This window comes from Candidatus Enterococcus moelleringii, from assembly GCF_017377575.1.
GTDB lineage: Bacteria > Bacillota > Bacilli > Lactobacillales > Enterococcaceae > Enterococcus_A > Enterococcus_A moelleringii.
This window is the reverse complement of the sequence record NZ_JAFREM010000006.1, coordinates 71,601-90,213: the sequence shown is the minus strand read 5'-3', so window position 1 is coordinate 90,213 and position 18,613 is coordinate 71,601. Positions and strand designations below refer to the sequence as shown.

Here is an 18,613-nt window from a genome sequence, read left to right as displayed (position 1 = left end):
CAGCTCCCGTCAAGCGGGGGCTCTTTTTTATTGGTATGACAGTCTTTTTAGCGGGCTTCTTGGTCTTTTCAAGACCAAGATAAAGACCGGGCAAATTTTACCGTCAGTAAAAATTATAGCACGGGTGGGAGAGGGAGTCATTAAATGGCGGCTTATTAACAAAGATAATCAAGTGAAAAAGGAAACGGATTGTATTGGAGGAGGAGCCTGCATGTTTGGATTTGGCAAACAGAAAAAAGAAGCGTATCAAGACCCGCAACAAGAGGAATATTTCTACGATGAGTACGATGCCGAAGGGTACGAGGATGATTATGGGTATGAGACCTATTCCGAAGAGGGCTATGACCGTGGCGAACGGCGTGCACGTACCCGCAATGATGCTGAATTTGATGAAGGGGCGGCGCCATCTAGAGAAGATCTTCGGGTACCGACTGAATCACCGCTTCAACAAGAAGTCGATCGTTTAGAAGAAACGGTGGCTCAGCTGAAGCATCAGCTGGAGGTCAAGCAGACTGAGCTGACAACGATGGCAACGACTCTAACCGAAAAAGATCAACTGCTGCAAGACCAACAAGCAGATAAGGAACAACAGCTGCAGAATCTGAAAGCAGAAAAAGAGCAGCAAATTCAAAACCTGCAAGCTGGTAATGAGCAGCAAATTCAAAATCTGCAGACAGAGAAAGACAAACAAATCCAATTATTGATGGATCAATTGGATCAAAGCACTAAGCAGCTGAATCAAACTGAGCAGACCCAAGCAGAAGCTTTAGCAGCGGCACAAAAAGAAATCAAAGAACTCAAACAAGCGCAAGAAGCGAATGAAGCCATGAAGGATGAACTGGCGGGCATCTTAGTGCAATCGAAGAAACAAGAACGACAAATTTTAGAACGTGCGGAATACGAAGCCAAGGGGATTCGTAATCAAGCCCAACAAGACGCTGATCAAATGCTTCACGATTCAGCGTTGGAACTGCGGGTAATGAAGCAGGAAATCAAGAATTACCGCAAGCGTCTACGGACGGTTCAAGATGAGACGGCACAATTCTTCGCTAAATTACTAGCTAACAGCGACAACCTGTTAGATGAAGAGTAACAGAGGGGATGAAGCGCAGTGAAAGCATTCAATAGTCAAGTTGCACTGTATCCCACCCCCGCACCGAAGATGAGTGACGAATTGGCTAGTACAGATTTGATAGTCGCTATTGAGAAATCTTGTGAATACTTATATGCACCAGAAGGCAGTTTGAATGATGGGCAACGAGAGAAGATTAGAAGTCATTTCCAACAGCTCTTTCAATGGATGGACGGCAGCTATCACTTGGAGCTTTTGCTAGAACCTGGTGAGTTTGATTGGAAAAGTTTTTACCAAGCCATTCATCAGTTCTTTCCCCAGTTTGCTTGGATTAAAGCACAAACGGAGAAACCCAAGTATGACAAGCAAATGTTTCGCTTTGATTTTGTTCCTTTAGTTTCACGCAAGAGTGGTTTTCCCTTTGCGGTTCATTTGGAAGAGAGTCTGGCCCAACAATTTGCGATGTCGGCTGAAGAAGCATTAAAGCATGGTGAACAGCTGATTCAGGAATTAGCTGAGCAGAACTTTTACGCCACAAAGAAGTCAAGGCCGGAAAAAACAAGCGAACCAGTTAAACAGGCAGAAGTAAAAACCAATGAAGTCGTTAACTCGGTAGATTTGGTCAAGAAAGAGGAAATCAAACAGGGCAATCAAAGCAAAGCCCGGCTTCGGGCAGTCAATCAGAAGCTGGAAATGGTGATCGAAAAATTGGAACTTTCCATGCTTTACAGCGGGATTCAATACTTCAATCAAGAGCATAAAGAAGAAAATGATTGGGACAAACGCATCAAGATCAGCTTGAGAGAGTATACCTACTTACTTCAAAAAGCTCGCTTTTTGGAAGAGATGTGGAACTTGAATGGCGAACTGGTGAACAAGACTGAGAAGATGACTGTCACTGGCAATAAATTGGTCTATGAACGTGATCAGGTCAAGCAGATTAAGGCTAATTTTTCGGCTCGAGATATCCACTTTGTTATTTATGAATGCCAAGTAATTGAATCACGAGCCAAGGTTCATGCTCGTCCATGGTTTAGAAAACCCTATGTGAAGTTAATGAAGATGGACTACGACAACCTTCTAGGTAAGGCTGCCTATTTTGACTTGCTCCAAGGCGAGAGTTCGGTGTTGGAAAAGATGGTGCGGGAACAAAAAGATCCGCCAGCTAAAAATGCTGAGGAGGTTGGCTGAGGTCGCAGGATTAAGTCTTTCTATCAATGGTCCTTTCCGGCGAAATTAACCACCGTTTTTGTTAGTTTGTATCTCGTGTTTTTTGGACTATTCCGAGGCTATCACTGGATGTATCCTAAGTATTTTGTCAGCGGCGAATCGATGAATCCCACCTTTTGGGAAGAAGAAGTAGTTCAGGTAAAGGCTCATCATAAGCCGGAACGCTTCGATGTAGTGGTTCTGCATCCGCCAAATGATCCCGAAGATATCTACTTAAAACGGGTGATCGGCTTACCTAGTGAGCGGATTGATTATCATAGTGGACAGCTTTTTGTCAACGGCTTTCCTATTAAGGATGAGTTTGCCAATCAAACTGAGAATTTCGTTTGGGAACAGATTGCCAATGAGCCGATCCCGGAAGACTACTATTTTGTCTTAGGAGATAACCGCATGATTTCAAAGGATAGTCGGACTTTCGGCTTAGTTCCAGAAAAACAAATTTTAGGCATTGTCAAAGAGGGGAACAACGAATAAATGAAGACATTACAAGAAAAAATCGAATGGTATACCTTTTGGTATTGGGTCTACTGGCTCTTCTCTTTGGTGGTTTTATTAGGTGTGTTGGTGCTGGGTATTTTCTTCTACTTTACCGATTTTCAAGAAGTCGTTACGGTCAGCCAATTGTTCCTACTGTTATTGCTCATGGTTTTGGCCTTGTATTTACGGGTGACTGCGCTGCATTATCATGCGATTCTTCTGAAGCTGCAGCAAGCGGCTGCTCGTCCAAGAAGACCGAGAGGACGTCAAGGGAATCGGCCGCCGCAGGAAAGGCGGAAGCCCAATGAAGAGTAAGGTTCTCCTGCTTATCAGTTGTTTGCTGTTAACAGGGTGTCAGGCACAGGCTAAACGGTCGGTTTCAGCGGAAACCAAAGAATCCAGCGAACAACAGAATCCAGCGATCCAACAGGAATTGGACAGTAGTTCGTCCGATGAAATCACCTCAAGCAGCCTGCCGGTGGAACAGAGTTCGGTGAAGGATTCTTCTGTTAAAGAAGAAGGATCATCCAGTTTTGCTAAAGAGGAACCAATTGCCAGCACGGAAACAGTTGAATCAACTGTTTCCAGTGAATCTATCGAAGCAACAACAGAACCTTCGGTACAAGCAGTCCAGCAAGTGATTCAACCACCTGCCACACCAAAGAAGGTGGAAGAAAACTATCAGTTCTCCGTGGTGAGGAATCAGACTACCGAAGAATTTATTCAAACTATTGGCAAGGATGCACAACAGATTGCCTGGGATGAAGGACTCTACGCATCAGTCATGATTGCTCAAGCAATCTTGGAAACTGGATCAGGCAATAGTCAATTAGCACGCCCCCCGCATCATAATTTGTTTGGTATTAAAGGGAGTTATCAGGGGAAACAAGTGAAGTTCAATACCCAAGAAGATAAAGGGAACGGTCAGCTGTATACGATTAACTCAGCTTTTCGGCAATACCCCAGCTACAAGGAATCACTGGAGGATTATGCAGCACTTTTGAAGAACGGGCTTTCTGGTAATCCAGGATTTTATCAAGCGACTTGGAAAGAGGCAGCTGCTACTTACCAAGAAGCAACCAAAGCGCTAACTGGGAAATATGCGACAGATACTTCTTATGACAAAAAGTTAAACGCGCTAATAGAAACCTATCAATTAACTAGTTACGATCTGGAGCCGAATACTGCGGAAATACCCATTTCTTCTATAGAAGAAAGTCGATCGGGTGAACAACAGTCAGAGATGACAGAAGCAACGGAGCCTCTAGAGGCAAGTGAAGAAACTAGTTACGGAGTACGAGTGAGCGAAACCAAGCAGCCGGTGATTATTATTACGCCCGACGCTCAACGACCAGCTAAGCAGCTATCAGGCAACCGAATCGCACAATGAAAGAAGGGGAACTATGACGAGACAACGTGATTACCGAGATCGTGACTATGATTTCGACGACCGCCCGCCGTATCGCGAGCGCCCCCCTTCCAACAGAAGACCTGCTAGAAGGTATGACGATGATTACGAATATGAGGATCACCCAGATCGGGGCCGACCTTATCCACAACGTCCGGTGAATCGAGAGTATCGAGGTTCGCCTAATCGACGGCCAAGTGAACGACGACCAGATCCGCGAAGTCCGCAACGACCTGCACCAGATCATTATCGTAATCCTCGACCTGCTAGGCCGCCAGCCTATGATGCGTACGACCGACCCCAGTCAAGACCGCGTCCGCAACGGCCAGCAGATTATCCGCAAGGGCCGCCGCCGTTGCAGAAAGCGAAGAATTCGACGAATCGGAAGATCTTTCTCTTTGTGTATAACTTATTTTTCTACACACTTACGATTGGCATATTGCTCAGCTCGTTGATGTTTGCGTTTAGTGAGAAATCGAATGCTGCGATCTTCGGCTATCGCTTCTATCAGGTCTTAACGGATTCGATGGCGACACAGCCGGATTCGACTTCCAAGGGTTTTTATTCTGGGGATATTGTCCTGGTGAAGATGACGGATGGCAGCGAGGTCAAAGAAGGGGACATCGTGACCTTCCAAGTGGGCGATGGCGACAGATACTTAACCCATAGAATGGTGGAACGCCTAACCGAACTGAATGGCGAAGAAGGCGACTACATTGTGACCAAAGGGGATGCCAATGAAAGCAACGACCCGCCGATTGATGCCAGTCGTGTGTATGGCAAGGTTACTTTTATCATTCCGAGAATGGGCACTGTCTTATCCTTCGTACAGGAAAATCTCTGGTTATGTCTGGTATGTGTACTATCGACCTTCGGGTTCTTTTTAGTGCTCAAGGCCTACTTTTTACAGCCAGATACGGTTAGTAAAGCAAATAAAGGAAACAGGTATCCAAAAAGGGTATAACCGCTTGTTTTAACAAGTGTTTATATAAAAAAAAGGAAAAAGAATGTATAGGAGGAAAAGAAATGAAGAACAACAGTAAGAAGAAAAAGCTAATGGCTGCAGCAGCAGCTTTAGCGCTGATTGCGGTTCTCTCAGGAACATTTGCCTGGATTACTTCGCAAGAACAACGGGTTAACCGGGTGAAATCTGCCAAGGTGGTAAACGATACTGTAACCGTGAATGAAAAATGGGAACCAAAACCAATGATCCCAGGAACTGAAGCAACAAAAGAAGTAAGTGTTACTAACTCGGGAGATGCAAGTGTATTTGTACGGGTGTCTTATGAAGAAGTGCTGAAACATTTGACAAACAAAGGTGCTATCACATTCAGCCCAAATTCAGTTCCAGGAGCAAAATTTGATCCTAATGCTGAAAATACTTTAGCTTCTCACGTACCCGTAGAGTTTAGTGCAGTGACGATTGGTGCAGGTAGCGGATTTGCAGAGACTACTGATCCAACAACTCAAGTAACTGGATTAGAACCAGGAGTTAAGTTATTTGTAAAAGGTGGAAAAGTAGGTTCAGATATACATCAATCTATAACGGCCGAATGGACTCCTGCTTTAGTGCATGAATATGCGCCAGGCAAGTATCAGCAAGTGAAGGGTTCAGTAGTACCTACTGGTGAATTGAAAGACAGAACTGAATCTGCAACTGGCTGGAGCTTTACAGTTTCCGATATAACATATGGTTACTATGCTGATGGTTATAAGAACGCAGTTGTCAACTGGGCGAAATCTTCTTTAGCACCAGTGGGCGAAACAACAGTTACAGGACACGCTTTGCTAGGAACACAAGGCAACCGTAACGGTGTTAATTATGACTATAGAGAAGCTACTTTAGGAATTGTATCACCTGAGACACTACCAAATCCTACACCAGCGACTGATGCTGATCTTATTCCAACTGCGAATAATGAAGCAAAAGGCGTACAAGCAGATTTGAAAGGTTTGTCTGAAGGAAGTGTTAAACAAAACCATATTCGTGTTGGTTACGGAAATGCAATTACTAACATTGCAGCATTGAATCCAAATGAAACAGATGAAACTGTTGCAGCAGCTGCAGCTAAGAAATGGGTCTACAATGCAGATGATGGCTGGTTCTACTACACTGGAACATTAAAAGGCGGAGAAACAACTGCTGATTTATTGAAGAAATTAATCTTTGGTGAAAATTTGAGTACTGAATACACCAATGCTACGTTCGATTTAGTTGTTAAATTAGAAGCGATTCAAGCAACTGAAACAGCGATCAAAGATTCAACTGGCTGGGGCTTAGAAGGTGCAGCCGCAGATAGTAATACAGATAAAATCGTTAAACAATTGGTTTCACGTATCGGTAAATAAACATGATTCTGAGAGAGGGGGAGGTGCATGAAACACATTAAAATAGTTATCAATTGTTTAATGGGATTTTTTGTTCTTCTCCTATCTTTTGGAAATGTTTTAGTCAGTGAGGCAGCCAATACGCTGCCTCCTGGTATGGTGATTGCAGATTCTGATGGGATTTATGTTACCTCAGAAGGTGAATACTATATCGACTTAGTAGATGTTTTGCCGGGTGAGAGCTATGAAAAAGAAATCACCATACGCAGCTTGGATTTGGAAGAACCTTTTTCTTTAGGCTTGTTAGTGGAAGAAGTGAAATCTGATGGATCGGTTTTCTGGAAAGAACATATGATGTTGACCCTCACCTTAGATGGCAAGGAAATTTATTCAGGTCCTATTTTGGGTGATGAGTCATTTGACTGGTCAAAGACACCGTTAAAGCTGGGTGTTTGTGAATACGGTACTGATAAGATCTTGAAGGCTAAATTTACTGCCAATTCTGCTTTAACAAATGAAGATTTGAAAGAAGAAAGTAATTTAGAGTTCTATTGGACCTTTGTCGGTACGAAAGATCAACCCACCGAACCAACAAAGCCGACAGAACCAACTACTGAACCAACAGAACCTTCAGATTCCTCAACACCTACTTCACCTTCAGAATCTTCTGGTCCGGGGAGAGGCGCGTTACCAACTACTGGCGGCGGTTCAACACCAACACCACCATCCGGTTCAAGGAAACTCCTGCCTCAAACAGGTGAACAGATTGTGCACATGTTTCTGACGGGCTTATTGCTGATTCTAATAGTTTTGTTTCTATGGAAAAAACGACGTGAGGAGGAGCGGGGATGAGTCAAAAAGAAAAACGGCGTCATCTGCTACAAGTGTTCCTTAAAAGCAAGGTGCTATTTGCCTGCTTCTCAGTCGTACTAAGTCTGCTTCTAATTGTCGGCAGTACCTACGCCTGGATTACATCGGCAGATGAACGTATAAACCAAACTGAAACGAGCCGCAAGAAATTATCCGCTCGAATTGACGAAGATTTCAATCGTGTCTTTGCTTGGGCACCGGGGACCACCCAGACGAAAAAAGTCCGTGTGCGAAATGACGGAGAAATACCTGCTCTTATCCGATTAAAACTGGAAGAAACCTTTGTCAGTTTTGAAGTGGATACCACGGACAATCATCGACAAGATGCAGCTCCTGAGAATAATGTGAACGGCAATGCCAATCTCAAAACTTACGGAACACCAAGCATTCCAGCGATTGATGTGAAACAAACAGATACTTGGGCAGTAGGGAATACCTACGAGGTAAGTACCGATAAGCATTACAAAGCAAATTATGCTCTGCCGACACAAACCTATTTGTATGGTTCCACGCGTGATACGAAACCATTATCGGATATCGTGCTGAATTTTACGCAAGACAAGGTATTTGATGATATCACTCAAATAGAAGAAAAATCGAATTATTGGTTTTACGAGGACGGGTATTTCTACTATTCCGAAGTCATTGATCCAGGCGAGCAAACGGCTGAATTATTAGCAAGCGTTACCCTGAAGGCTGACTATAACAATCAGTACAAGGGCGCTTTGTACAAATTGGTTCCAGAAATGGACGCACATGATATCTCTAAATCATTTTTAACTGATTGGGGGATCTTAAATAGCGACGCCAAAAAAGTATACGAAAACAACGACAGATTGCCCTACGTGAAAACCATAAATGAAGGAGGGGCAGGAAGATAATGCGAAGAAAAAGTGCTCATCGGCGATTGTTTCTAGCAATCACACTGGCTTGTCTCCTTCTTATGGTTGGTGGCGGCTACTTAGTTTATGCGGCAATGACAGCTACCGATCGCGTAGAAAATGATTTTCAAATTGGACAGGTAGAAACCAAAATAGAAGAAGCATTCGACGGCAGCATTACTGAAATTTCGAAAAACGTTAGTGTTCCAAAGAAGGTCAGTATCAAAAATACTGGAACTATTAAGCAATTCGTACGGGTAATGGTATTACCGGAAGTGCGAACAACAGTAGCGGGTGATCCTTCGAGCAAGCAGATACTGCCTTTGAATATTGGAAGTGATTTGACGCTTGAAAACATGAACACAGATGAGTGGATAGATGGCGGCGATGGCTATTACTACTACGTAAAAGAAGCAGTACCAGCCAATAAACCAACCTCCAGCTTATTCGAATCCATCAAGTTGTCCGAAGATTTAAGCAATCAATATCATAATGCCAACTTGTCTATAACCTTAAAAGTAGAGGCGATCAATTGCAGCGAGTTTGCGTATCGGCAGGCCTGGTGGCAAGGAACTGAACCAGCTGATGGACCGTTAAAAACAATTGATGATGCTTTGAGAACAAAAACAGAAACCTAAGGGTACAGGGGTTATTCCTGTATCCTTTCCTAAATAAAGAATCAATGCTCATGAGGTGAGTGTTCTACTACCTTGAAAGGTAGAGCGCTGATTTGATGAGCTTTGGGAAAATGGAGGTAGTCAAAATGAATGAAGGTAAGTACAGACGCAGAAGAAAGCTTGCTCAGAAAAGTATTCTTGGCGTACTTTTAGCTGGTTTACTGATAGGAATAGGATTTTTGATTGTCAGAGAACCAAAATCTGTCGACAAGGTACAAGCTAATTCAGACAGCACAATGGGAGATTTTCGCTTAACAGCCGATAATCAGTGGGACAATACCGCAAAAAGAAATTTTATCGAATTGGGATGGGATGATGTATCCGATGATGGGTACCGGCTGTTCCAATCAGAGGACGGGGATAATTGGGAAAATCGATCCGCCAATTATGGGAAAAGTATTCGGGTGTTAAATGTGTATCCAGGAGAGTCTTCCAACCAAGGCTCAGATACGTTAAAAACATGGATGAACGGATTAGGATTAAAGGCAGCAGATGGCAGTGACCTCATTCAAGTCGTATCGGTCAGGCAGAAAGACTACAACAGCGATCCAAATAAGTACTTAAAAAACAAAAGTGAAGCATATAAATATGATGTAATTGTGTTCGGCAGTTGGGATTCTAACCATAATCAGCCAATTACAGATCAAGCGGCTAATGCAACGAAGGATTTTATAAGCTCTGGTCGGGGAGTACTTTTTGGACACGACACAGTGAGCGAAACTAATCCAACCTGGTGGGAACACTTTCATGACCAGCAGAATTACTTAGGTCTAGAGAGTCGTACTAAAGAATTTACGACTACAGGAAATCAAGTGCAGATTACCAATGATGGCTACTTGATGAAATATCCTTTTGAAATGCAAAAGGATCAGATTTTAACGATTCCAACGACCCAGAGTATTGAAGCATCTGATACCACTGTAGGAACGAATTGGGTGGAATTCAATGATCCGGATATTCTTGAAGAGGATCAATACCGTGGGGGCTGGTATCTAAAAAGCAACAACAACGTTGCGATGATCCAGACTGAGCAAAGTAACGGGCAATCGACAGAAGATGAACGGAAGATTATCGCCAATACGCTATATAATCTAGCTCAACTATCGATGGATAATACTGCCGCCGATTACTCAATCACAGACGATGTGGGACCAAAGGAACCAAAAGTCTCTGTCAAGCGAACTGACACCCAAACCCTTGATATTGAATTCGAAGCAAAAGACGAAGGCAAAGAGTATCTGTCCTACGTAGAAGCCAAAAGTGACACATCGAAGCCGCTGAAATCCGATGTAGTAAAAGAAACAGCCAAAAGTGGAGTTGCCGGATACTTTTATGAGGTATCTGATTCAATAAACTACACATTACCTGAGAGGGTCGAAGGATTAAAAGATGAACATGGACGAATTGATCCGAATGATTTTGACCAGTATGTCGCTCCGGATGACGGATCGATTGATTATGAAACAAAAGGTTCAGCAACGATAACTGATGAAAATCTTGATGGTAAGTTTGTACACGTATTGGCAGTAGATCGCATGAACAATATTAGTTCTGTATTTACGCAACAGATAAAACTGGAAAGAGCACTGGATCACCTGGATTTTCAATTGGAACGTACAGCCAATGAGGCGAAACCGGTGAATGTTCAAGTAAATCCACTCGTTGAAAATAAAATCAAATCAATCACTGTCGAGATTCCCCAGAATTCGGAGATAAAAAACTTTTCTACGATGAGTCTCCCAACTGGTTGGTATTCTTACCAAAATAGTACTAATGCTAATCATCACTCGTTCGGGTTTTCAACCGGAACCAATAATGATCCAGCAACTATTCAGAGCTTTATCGAGGACCTTCGATTTACCATTAAAACAGACGTGGATAAACCGGACAATGTAAGAATAATCTTGCATGAAAAGTTATATTCCTCTTGGAAAGACCCGGCTGGGAAAATTCATTACTATACGTTTGTTCCAGAAATGGAGTCTCCTGGAAAGAACTGGTTCCAGTCCTACAACAGCGCTAAGCAAATGACCTACAAAGGATTGAAGGGCTATCTTGCGACACTTGTTTTTGCAGAGGAGCACGACTATATCTTTAATAGTATTTCCAAGGATCCAGGATGGCTTGGGGGTAGTCGAGCAACCTTAACCGGCAACAAACTAATTTTTGATCCAGATTCGATACCTGAAAATCGGAATTCGTATGAGTTCGGTACTAATCGCTGGTTTTGGCGTTGGGTATGTGGACCTGAAGCTGGTACAGTATTCTATTCGGCTATCTTCCCTGGAAACCCCAACCCGCCAGGAGCCTATCGTTCCTGGGCACCAGGTGAACCAGATAATAAACAAGGCAATGAATACGTACTTCAATTTGCGGAAAAGGGCAGTAAAAACTGGAACGACTTGCCGGGAGATCGAGGATATCACGATACGATTAAAGGGTATTACGTCGAGTTCTCTCAATATGATAGTCAAGTTGAAATACCAGAACCAACGGATGTTATTCACAGTGCCGATATGCCGCAAAAAATTACCGTAACGGCTTATGATGATTTAGGCGCACGTCTGCCGGCAGGTGATCAAGTATTAGATCAACAGTTGCGAATTGGTGGGCTAGTCACACAACAGCCTAAAGCCGTTGCAGATCATACCTTCTCGCAATATCGGGATATGACAGATAATCCAGTTGCGGCTTTTACTAGCGCCAGAGAGGTGTCTAGCGGCAAGGCAATTTACAATTACAACCTGCGGAGCTCTAAATTGCACATTCGCCAAGTAATAACTAAAACGAATGATAAAGTACCTGTACCTAAAGAAGGCTACCTAACCATTAAGAACAGGCAGTTTAACAACAATAATCCAATAATTGATTCAACTTATCAAAGCAACCAGATTTTGGACTCAGGAAAGCCGACAGATAATCCTGACTTTACGAATGTAAGATTTGCGACGGCGCACCAATCAAACAATAAGGATGAAACCTTGTTTGAGATTGTCTTGCCAGCCTACTACCAATATGAGGGCTATTATCTGACGACTGAACAAGCTGATCCAAATGGGGCTAGTCATGCAACAAATACGACGATTACCCCAGGTGTTTTATCCGTTACTAAAGAAAGAATGGTGGACGACCAAGAGCTCTGGATTACGCTGTATTTGAAAACAAATCTGGAACAAAACAAGGATCCTGAACTTTACAGTTGGGACTATGAAGTAAACAAATTTACTAAAATCAAATCGCAATAAATGAAAGGGGGCAAATAATCTGTGCTATACATTTTATTACTTGTGTTAGGTCTGGCATTACTGGTTCAAAGCTACTTAATCATCACTCTGTTTAATAACCAGCGAGAGCTGCAAGACAAGGTGGGCCACTTGTCTCATCTGATACAAGCACCGCGGGCTAAATCGAAAGCGGCTGCCCCAGTCAAACGAAAAATTCAGACAGAAAGAGGAAGGCTACGATGAACCTGGGCTATGCACGTGGGTTTCAAATCACCCAACAATTGGACATGCTGGAAGATTATCCAGTCGATGAACTATTTACCGACGGCCATCAGGAAACAGAAGCTTTGAATTCCCCAACTAGTGAATTTCAAGCACTGTTGAATTTTGCCCAACCAGGTGATCAATTAGTCATTACTTCATGGGAGGTCGTGTCGCGGGACTATCGTCAGCTGCTGGTTTGTTTAGATAAATTTGAAGAACTAGAAATAGACTTGGATGTATTGAATCTTCCTCCACTGACGATTGCGGAATGGCGTCAGATTTTTCTTTGGTCGTTGCGAAATGACCGCATGCTGCACCCCTTTTTAGTCCGAGCAGGCAAAGAACGGGATCGCAGTAAAGACGCCTATTCTTTATTTAGTAAAGAACCGGAAGCCCGGAAACTGTATCGTGAAATTATTTGGCTCCTGGTAGAGAAGCAGAGTATCCGTCAGGTCTCCAAACAAAAACGAGTACCTTTGGAAACTGTCTATCGTATCCAACAGGAGCTGAAACAAATTCAACTGGCAATTGTCTTAGTGGTTTGTTTTCTGTTAGCGATTTTTAGTATTAAGCTGGCTGAATCCTATTTCGATCAGCTGTGGATTCAGATTACTATTTGTGTTGTGGTGACGTTGGTCATTTTATGGAATGTATTGATTGATATCGAAGAACCCGATTTAAAAGGAAAGCCAGCAGCAAAAGAGAAAAAAATCCCGAAAACCTAAAGAGAAGGTGAAGAGTATGCAACATGCACTAATTTTAACCAAGAATATGTTGTCAGAAACAGAGATAGTTCAAAAATTACAACGAATGAGTTATGAAACATTGTGTTCTACCGATTTATTAAGTCGACTGAGCAAGCCAGCTACTGGGGCCTTCCTTGCCTATTTTCAATGGGTATTATTAAGCGAAAACTTGTGTAATCAAGAAGTGGAGGAAATCTTAAAGAACTTGAGGGGCTATCCGCTGTTAGTCGTGCGTGTGACCGAGACCTATCCAAGCGAAGAGGACCAAACGTATTGGAAAGAGCTGGGATTGGCTGATTGGTTGAATAAGGATGCCGGCTTTGAAGATACCCGGGAGCAATTAAGTACTTTGCGAAAATTGCATCAACAGGAAAATCAGATTCTTTCCTTCCCAACGGAAAACTTGACAAATCCATCGTCCAATTTAGATAACCTATTCAAAAGCTTTTCTAAAACTGAGAAGAAAGTGTTTGAGTATTTAGTAAAATCATATCCGGGGCAAGGTGTCTCTTCTCGTACAGAATTATGTACGCACCTGTGGCGGGATGGCGAGACGCCATCAAACATGAGTCAGTTGTCTTGTTTGATTAATAAGGTGAAGCGCAAGTGTGTACTTCACGGGATAACAGGTGAGACTATCACAACCTTGTGGGGGCGTGGGTATAAGCTGAACGACGATTTTTACAAACAATGGATTCAAGGAACCAAGTTTCAGGATGCGCAAATTTATTATTCAGCAACTAATTAAATCAAGAAGCATCGCTCAATCAGGTCTGTTGATTGGGCGATTTAACAATTAGGAGGTGTTTCCGATTAAAAAAGTATACATAGCATGTTTAGTGGTTTTGACATTTTTTTTCGGCTTCTCACGGGAAGCTTACGCTGACCCTAAGGAAGACACAGAACAGACAATTACCGAGTTGCAAGGGCGGCTAAGTCAATTGAACGATGACATTTCGACTTCCGTTGTGCAGCAGGAAGAGTTGGAAAAGCAGATTGTGACGCTGGATCAAGAACTTAGTGAGCAGGAAAAGAAAGTGATCGAAATGACAGGGAATTTGACGCAATTAGAAAAAGAAATCCAAGAACGGGTCCGGGCGATCCAATTGACCGATGCCAACCAGAAAGCTTCTTTTTTTAAGATCGACGGCTGGGCCAAGATGCTGGGATCAATTAAAGGGATTGAGACCATTCAGAAGACCGATGCCGATCGGGCCAAGGAATATACGGAATTAGTAGAAGATATTACCAAGCAACAGAAAGCACTGGAGAAGAAGCAGCAGGAATACCAGGCGGCGCAGGATTTATTGAAGACGACGATTGAAAAGCAGAACGCTAGTAAAGACGAGTTGGAGAAAGAGCTGCAGGATAATGAAGCTTTGTTGGCACAGATTCAAGAAGAGCGCCAACAAGAACTTGCTTTGAAAGCCCAGCAGGAAGCTCTTTGGCAACAGGTTGTTCTAGGTCAAAGCTTTACGACGGATGAAGAAATGAGTGCGAAGGCACAGGATATCATTATGTCAGCTAAACAGTATTTGGGTGTGCCCTACGTTTGGGGTGGAACGACTCCAGCTGGCTTCGACTGCAGTGGATTGATGCAGTGGGTGTTTGCTCAAAATGGGATTGGGATTCCAAGAGTCAGTCAGGCACAGCAAGCATCTGTTAAGGAAATTCCGGTTAGTGAAGTGCAACCTGGGGATTTGGTGTTTTGGGGTCGACCAGCGCATCATGTGGCCTTGTATATTGGCGATGGGTATTTCATTCAAGCGCCGCAGCCAGGAGATGTTGTGAAGATTACCCATAATAGTTGGTATCCGTTTGAGAGTGCGGGACGGGTGTTGAATTAGAGCAAGTAAAGTAATCAATGATAAGAAGAAGCTGATTCCATCATCATGTGAAATCAGCTTCTTTCTGTGATTGAGAGTCAATTCTTCACGACGAAAACGACTCTCCCACCGTGTTCGGTATTTTCTAAAATTAATTGGCCGCCGTGCTGCAGGGCGGCTTTTTCGGCTAGTGCTAGGCCGATGCCGTAATTGCTGGTGGAGGTACGGCTTTTGTCCTGCTGCCAGAACATTTCCTTAGCATGCTGCAGGGCTTCCTTAGTAAAGCCGGGTCCGTTGTCGTCAAAGGTGAACCGAGTTTCCTGTTCGGTTTGCGTGACCTGGATGGTGACTGCACCTGTTTCAGTGTAACGGATCGCATTCTCGCCGATAGTAGTCAATGCACGAGTCAGCATGAAGGCCGAGCCAGTGATTACTTGGAGCGGTGAGTCATACAGGTAATTCAGTTGGATGCCTTTTACCTGTGCTAAAGGAGCAAGAGCCGCATCTAAGTCGCGGATCAAAAAGTCCACCGTCAGGGATTTTTTTTCTTCGCTGATCACTTCGAAGTTTGCCAGCTGCTGCAGGGCATTGACGTATTGCTGGGCCTTGGTACCTGAGTTGTGAATGGCTTGGATCAATTGTTTCTGCTCGTCATCCAGCTGATCCTCTAACAATAATTCAGCGTTGCCGTTAACGACCGTTAGCGGTGTTTTTATATCGTGGGTCAAGGCAGCAATTTCCTGCTTCCGCTGCTGCTGCGTTTCCCATTGTTGGAGCAAGGAAATTTTTAGGGCTTCCCGCAGATTTTCCATCGAGCCCAGCACCTGATTGAATTCGCGAATACCGGCGGAGGTAGTGATGGGGGTATCCAGGTTTTGCTCCGAGATTTGTTGGCTGGCTGATTCCACCAAGACCAGCTTTGCTCTGAGCTTTTTACTAACCAAGCGAATATAGAAGAATAGGAAGATTAGTAAAACGAGTACAGTACCTACCATGTACACTAGCTCCGCGCTAGGCAGCAGCTGCTGCAGGGTTTTATTGGTGAAATGTGCCGTGTATCGCCAAGTGAACAGACAGCGGCTGCCGTCTGCAAAAGAGACATAAGCACCGGTGGTATAAGTAACATCTTCATCGGTGAACTTCTCAATAGTTTGTTGGAGATCATCGCCAGTTAGCGAGGTATCCTGCACTTGTCCGTCTGGGGCGAAATAAACATAATCGTAAAACTGCGGGTCCAACTCTCCGGTGAAGCGATCTGATTGTCTTAAGCGATCAATTTCTGCGCGAGCAGCTGTTTCTCCGACATTGGCTGGCGTGATGATATTGTGCTGAAGGAGCAGCTGAAAGACGACTAAGGCTGCTGCCAACAGGATAAAAATCCCGGCAAAAGCCGCCAGCAAGATTCGCGTAACGTAGCTGGTTAAGTTGATTGGTTTTCTTTTTGCCATCGGTAGCCGATCCCCCAGACTGTTTCGATTGGTTCTAGTCCAAGCTTTTTGAGCTTAGCCCGAATATTTTTGATATGCTCTACAATGACACTTTCGTCAGACTCCCTATCGTAGCCGAAGACCGCTTCGTAAAGCTGTGTTTTCGAGAAAACCTGACCGGCATGTTCCATCAAGTGGGCGCAAATGGCGTATTCAGATTTCGTCAGAGCAAGCGGATTTTCTTGGTAAAGTATTTGTTGGCTGGTTAAATCCAAAATCAGCGGACCAACATGCAATACGTGGCGATGCTCCCGCGACTCCCGTCTAAGATGAGCCGTCACACGGGCACGTAATTCGCCGACAGAAAAGGGCTTTTGAATGTAGTCATCTGCACCAATTCCCAGACCGTGAATCAGATCCGATTCGGCAGTACGGGCGGTGACAAACAGGATCGGACAATCAACCATTTGCCGAATGCGCTGCAAGTAGGTGAAGCCATCCTCCTCAGGCATCATCACATCCAACAAAATCAGCTCAGCAAAATTTGCCTTAGCGGGCGTAACCTCTTTAGTGGAGGTGGCCGTAGTTACTTGATGACCTTCTCGTTCCAAGGCGGTTTTAATAAAGTGTAAAATTTCGATATCGTCGTCAATTGCTAAAATCTGTGCCATGGCTGCACCTCCGTTGGGTTAAGTATATTTTGAATAAGTGCATTCTACAAGACTTTTATTCCTCATTCTTCCGTCCTTCCCAACGTGGAAACCAGGCGAAGAGCAGGACACCCATCACCACTGTAAAAAGCAGCAGAGCAATTACTCCCAACTGCAATCCAAACTGGCCCCAAGCCTGATTTGCCACCAGCGGAACCAGGCGCACTCCCCAAGCGCAAGGGAAGAAAAACCAGATCGTTTCTCCCAGACCTGTCAGCAGCAAAGCCCCTAATAAAAGCTCAAAAGCAGCCACAGCAAAGTTCACATTGCGGCCAAAGCGCAGCCCGATCCAGGTATGGAAAAAGTATTGGAACAAGCTGCAGCACCAGATGACTAAGGCTAATTGAAAGCTTATGGCAATTGGTAACTTGTAATCTGTGTTTAAGCCGCTGACGAGCAGGTGATAGCCCAGCACCACCAACAGGCAAGCCATCAAACCGAAGACCGTCAAAAAGAGCAACTTGGAAAGCAGCGTCCGTTTGCGAGAGGGTGTATATAATAGAAAGAATCCGCCGCCGGCTTCAAATTCCTGATCGGTGACGATGGTGCACATCCAGACGGCTATCAGTGGATAGATCAAGGCTAACAACTGATCATAATTGATGGACAGCGCTTCGGCCTGGTAAGGCGTAATCTGTTGATAGCTGATAAAGATCACGATTCCCAGCAACGGAATGAGCAGATGCAGCAGGAAAAAAGGCGTTCGTCTCAATTTAAGCGTGTCTGCTTTTAGTTGGTTAAGCATCTTTATCCCTCCTGACGCTGAACCAGTTGGTGGTCAGCCAGGATAAGGCCGCAAACAAAATCAAGGTGATGATCAGACCTGGCAAAATCACGCTGGTGTCATGCAAGGGACTGTCGGCAGTCATAGGAACGCCGTTGGGATTAATCCCGATAATCGGTGCCATCAACCGCGGAGCAATCGCAAAAGGGATGAACCAAAGATCGCCGCCGGCTGTATCTTGACCGGAACAAAAAATATTCAGCCCCAGCAGACTTAAGAAAGTTACGATAGCATTGAAGCGAGCGGCTAAAAACATTCCCAGCGGAATTTGCCACAGCCAAGTCAGTGTAAGAACCAGACCGGCGGCTAACCCACGCCAAAGCGGGTACTGCCCGCCAAATAAAAGGCCGGAAAGAGTGGTCAGTCCAAAGACGATCGCGTTTGCCAGCAACAGGTAGCTGCAGCCCGTCCAAAGCTTGGCCTGCCATATTTTTGACGGGGCAATGGGTAATGTATTGATGTTAAAGAAGTCCAGCCGTTTATCAGGATCGATCAGGTTGATGCAGACCAAAGCAGCAACAGTCGGCAGCAGCATCATGTACCACCAGTTGTAGGCACCGATCTGAGTGAATTGCCCGCCCATCAGGAAGATCGCCATTAATGCGATTAATAATGGAAAGAAAAATAGACTTCTGCGGCCGAAGCTGCGTTTGCCTTTGATGTATTCAGCTTGAATTAGCTTGCCCATG

Annotated in this window: 19 protein-coding genes; 15 read left to right on the top strand and 4 right to left on the bottom strand. The window is 44.2% G+C overall.

Annotated elements, in window-relative coordinates:
- Nucleotides 1-211: 211 nt before the first annotated feature.
- The 15 genes from JZO70_RS04435 to JZO70_RS04365 all read left to right on the top strand — a co-directional run bounded on the left by JZO70_RS04435 (nt 212) and on the right by JZO70_RS04365 (nt 15,024).
- Entirely contained in the window at nt 212-1,093 is an 882-nt protein-coding gene (locus JZO70_RS04435) for a coiled-coil domain-containing protein (RefSeq protein WP_207672334.1), read from the top strand.
- A 69-nt stretch (nt 1,094-1,162) separates the two neighbouring features.
- On the top strand, nt 1,163-2,263 hold the full coding sequence (locus JZO70_RS04430; RefSeq protein ID WP_242703775.1) for a hypothetical protein: 1,101 nt from the start codon (nt 1,163-1,165) through the stop codon (nt 2,261-2,263).
- 108 nt (nt 2,264-2,371) lie between these two features.
- Nucleotides 2,372-2,776: a signal peptidase I gene (gene lepB / locus JZO70_RS04425; protein ID WP_207672332.1), complete on the top strand. Its 405-nt coding sequence runs from the start codon at nt 2,372-2,374 to the stop codon at nt 2,774-2,776.
- Complete coding sequence (locus tag JZO70_RS04420; RefSeq protein WP_207672331.1) at nt 2,777-3,094, top strand: hypothetical protein; 318 nt, start codon at nt 2,777-2,779, stop codon at nt 3,092-3,094.
- Nucleotides 3,084-4,169: a glucosaminidase domain-containing protein gene (locus JZO70_RS04415; RefSeq protein ID WP_207672330.1), complete on the top strand. Its 1,086-nt coding sequence runs from the start codon at nt 3,084-3,086 to the stop codon at nt 4,167-4,169. Before JZO70_RS04420 ends, JZO70_RS04415 begins: the two co-directional genes overlap by 11 nt.
- A 13-nt stretch (nt 4,170-4,182) precedes the next feature.
- The gene (locus tag JZO70_RS04410) at nt 4,183-5,151 is read left to right on the top strand and encodes a signal peptidase I (protein ID WP_207672329.1); all 969 of its coding nucleotides are present in this window, start codon (nt 4,183-4,185) and stop codon (nt 5,149-5,151) included.
- 62 nt (nt 5,152-5,213) lie between these two features.
- Nucleotides 5,214-6,536 (top strand): hypothetical protein, encoded by a 1,323-nt coding sequence (locus JZO70_RS04405; RefSeq protein WP_207672328.1) that lies wholly within the window; start codon nt 5,214-5,216, stop codon nt 6,534-6,536.
- A 27-nt stretch (nt 6,537-6,563) separates the two neighbouring features.
- On the top strand, nt 6,564-7,367 hold the full coding sequence (locus tag JZO70_RS04400; protein WP_207672327.1) for an LPXTG cell wall anchor domain-containing protein: 804 nt from the start codon (nt 6,564-6,566) through the stop codon (nt 7,365-7,367).
- Entirely contained in the window at nt 7,364-8,266 is a 903-nt protein-coding gene (locus tag JZO70_RS04395; protein ID WP_207672326.1) for a BsaA family SipW-dependent biofilm matrix protein, read from the top strand. The genes JZO70_RS04400 and JZO70_RS04395 overlap by 4 nt, the downstream gene beginning before the upstream one ends.
- Complete coding sequence (locus JZO70_RS04390) at nt 8,263-8,904, top strand: hypothetical protein (protein WP_430748884.1); 642 nt, start codon at nt 8,263-8,265, stop codon at nt 8,902-8,904. The genes JZO70_RS04395 and JZO70_RS04390 overlap by 4 nt, the downstream gene beginning before the upstream one ends.
- A 125-nt stretch (nt 8,905-9,029) precedes the next feature.
- A complete protein-coding gene (locus tag JZO70_RS04385) occupies nt 9,030-12,188 on the top strand; it encodes a hypothetical protein (protein WP_207672324.1) in 3,159 nt (1,052 codons plus the stop codon).
- Between the two features lie 21 nt (nt 12,189-12,209).
- The gene (locus tag JZO70_RS04380; protein WP_207672323.1) at nt 12,210-12,410 is read left to right on the top strand and encodes a hypothetical protein; all 201 of its coding nucleotides are present in this window, start codon (nt 12,210-12,212) and stop codon (nt 12,408-12,410) included.
- Entirely contained in the window at nt 12,407-13,156 is a 750-nt protein-coding gene (locus tag JZO70_RS04375) for a recombinase family protein (RefSeq protein WP_207672322.1), read from the top strand. Before JZO70_RS04380 ends, JZO70_RS04375 begins: the two co-directional genes overlap by 4 nt.
- Nucleotides 13,157-13,172: 16 nt before the next feature.
- The gene (locus JZO70_RS04370) at nt 13,173-13,925 is read left to right on the top strand and encodes a helix-turn-helix domain-containing protein (protein WP_207672321.1); all 753 of its coding nucleotides are present in this window, start codon (nt 13,173-13,175) and stop codon (nt 13,923-13,925) included.
- A 91-nt stretch (nt 13,926-14,016) separates the two neighbouring features.
- Nucleotides 14,017-15,024, top strand: a complete 1,008-nt coding sequence (locus JZO70_RS04365) for a C40 family peptidase (protein WP_347565087.1) — start codon at nt 14,017-14,019, stop codon at nt 15,022-15,024.
- 77 nt (nt 15,025-15,101) lie between these two features.
- Here the strand turns inward: JZO70_RS04365 and JZO70_RS04360 are convergent, their stop codons facing one another.
- Genes JZO70_RS04360 through JZO70_RS04345 form a run of 4 tightly spaced genes read right to left on the bottom strand, consistent with a single transcriptional unit; the run spans nt 15,102 to nt 18,612 of the window.
- Nucleotides 15,102-16,451 carry a sensor histidine kinase gene (locus tag JZO70_RS04360; RefSeq protein ID WP_207672320.1) on the bottom strand — a complete coding sequence of 450 codons (1,350 nt, stop codon included), beginning with the start codon at nt 16,449-16,451 and terminating at the stop codon, nt 15,102-15,104.
- Nucleotides 16,424-17,101: a response regulator transcription factor gene (locus JZO70_RS04355; protein ID WP_207672319.1), complete on the bottom strand. Its 678-nt coding sequence runs from the start codon at nt 17,099-17,101 to the stop codon at nt 16,424-16,426. Before JZO70_RS04355 ends, JZO70_RS04360 begins: the two co-directional genes overlap by 28 nt.
- A 55-nt stretch (nt 17,102-17,156) precedes the next feature.
- Nucleotides 17,157-17,885, bottom strand: a complete 729-nt coding sequence (locus JZO70_RS04350) for a lantibiotic immunity ABC transporter MutG family permease subunit (RefSeq protein WP_207672318.1) — start codon at nt 17,883-17,885, stop codon at nt 17,157-17,159.
- Nucleotides 17,878-18,612, bottom strand: a complete 735-nt coding sequence (locus tag JZO70_RS04345) for a lantibiotic immunity ABC transporter MutE/EpiE family permease subunit (protein WP_207672317.1) — start codon at nt 18,610-18,612, stop codon at nt 17,878-17,880. Before JZO70_RS04345 ends, JZO70_RS04350 begins: the two co-directional genes overlap by 8 nt.
- Nucleotide 18,613: the final 1 nt, after the last annotated feature.

Excerpts from the sequence above, each read along its gene's own strand:
- JZO70_RS04400 (WP_207672327.1), top strand. The coding sequence starts at position 6,564 with ATGAAACACATTAAAATAGTTATCAATTGTTTAATGGGATTTTTTGTT.
- JZO70_RS04375 (WP_207672322.1), top strand. The coding sequence starts at position 12,407 with ATGAACCTGGGCTATGCACGTGGGTTTCAAATCACCCAACAATTGGAC.
- JZO70_RS04370 (WP_207672321.1), top strand. The coding sequence starts at position 13,173 with ATGCAACATGCACTAATTTTAACCAAGAATATGTTGTCAGAAACAGAG.
- JZO70_RS04435 (WP_207672334.1), top strand. The coding sequence starts at position 212 with ATGTTTGGATTTGGCAAACAGAAAAAAGAAGCGTATCAAGACCCGCAA.
- JZO70_RS04350 (WP_207672318.1), bottom strand. The coding sequence starts at position 17,885 with ATGCTTAACCAACTAAAAGCAGACACGCTTAAATTGAGACGAACGCCT.
- JZO70_RS04405 (WP_207672328.1), top strand. The coding sequence starts at position 5,214 with ATGAAGAACAACAGTAAGAAGAAAAAGCTAATGGCTGCAGCAGCAGCT.
- JZO70_RS04360 (WP_207672320.1), bottom strand. The coding sequence starts at position 16,451 with ATGGCAAAAAGAAAACCAATCAACTTAACCAGCTACGTTACGCGAATC.
- JZO70_RS04345 (WP_207672317.1), bottom strand. The coding sequence starts at position 18,612 with ATGGGCAAGCTAATTCAAGCTGAATACATCAAAGGCAAACGCAGCTTC.
- JZO70_RS04395 (WP_207672326.1), top strand. The coding sequence starts at position 7,364 with ATGAGTCAAAAAGAAAAACGGCGTCATCTGCTACAAGTGTTCCTTAAA.
- lepB (WP_207672332.1), top strand. The coding sequence starts at position 2,372 with ATGTATCCTAAGTATTTTGTCAGCGGCGAATCGATGAATCCCACCTTT.
- JZO70_RS04420 (WP_207672331.1), top strand. The coding sequence starts at position 2,777 with ATGAAGACATTACAAGAAAAAATCGAATGGTATACCTTTTGGTATTGG.
- JZO70_RS04415 (WP_207672330.1), top strand. The coding sequence starts at position 3,084 with ATGAAGAGTAAGGTTCTCCTGCTTATCAGTTGTTTGCTGTTAACAGGG.
- JZO70_RS04385 (WP_207672324.1), top strand. The coding sequence starts at position 9,030 with ATGAATGAAGGTAAGTACAGACGCAGAAGAAAGCTTGCTCAGAAAAGT.
- JZO70_RS04410 (WP_207672329.1), top strand. The coding sequence starts at position 4,183 with ATGACGAGACAACGTGATTACCGAGATCGTGACTATGATTTCGACGAC.
- JZO70_RS04430 (WP_242703775.1), top strand. The coding sequence starts at position 1,163 with ATGAGTGACGAATTGGCTAGTACAGATTTGATAGTCGCTATTGAGAAA.
- JZO70_RS04355 (WP_207672319.1), bottom strand. The coding sequence starts at position 17,101 with ATGGCACAGATTTTAGCAATTGACGACGATATCGAAATTTTACACTTT.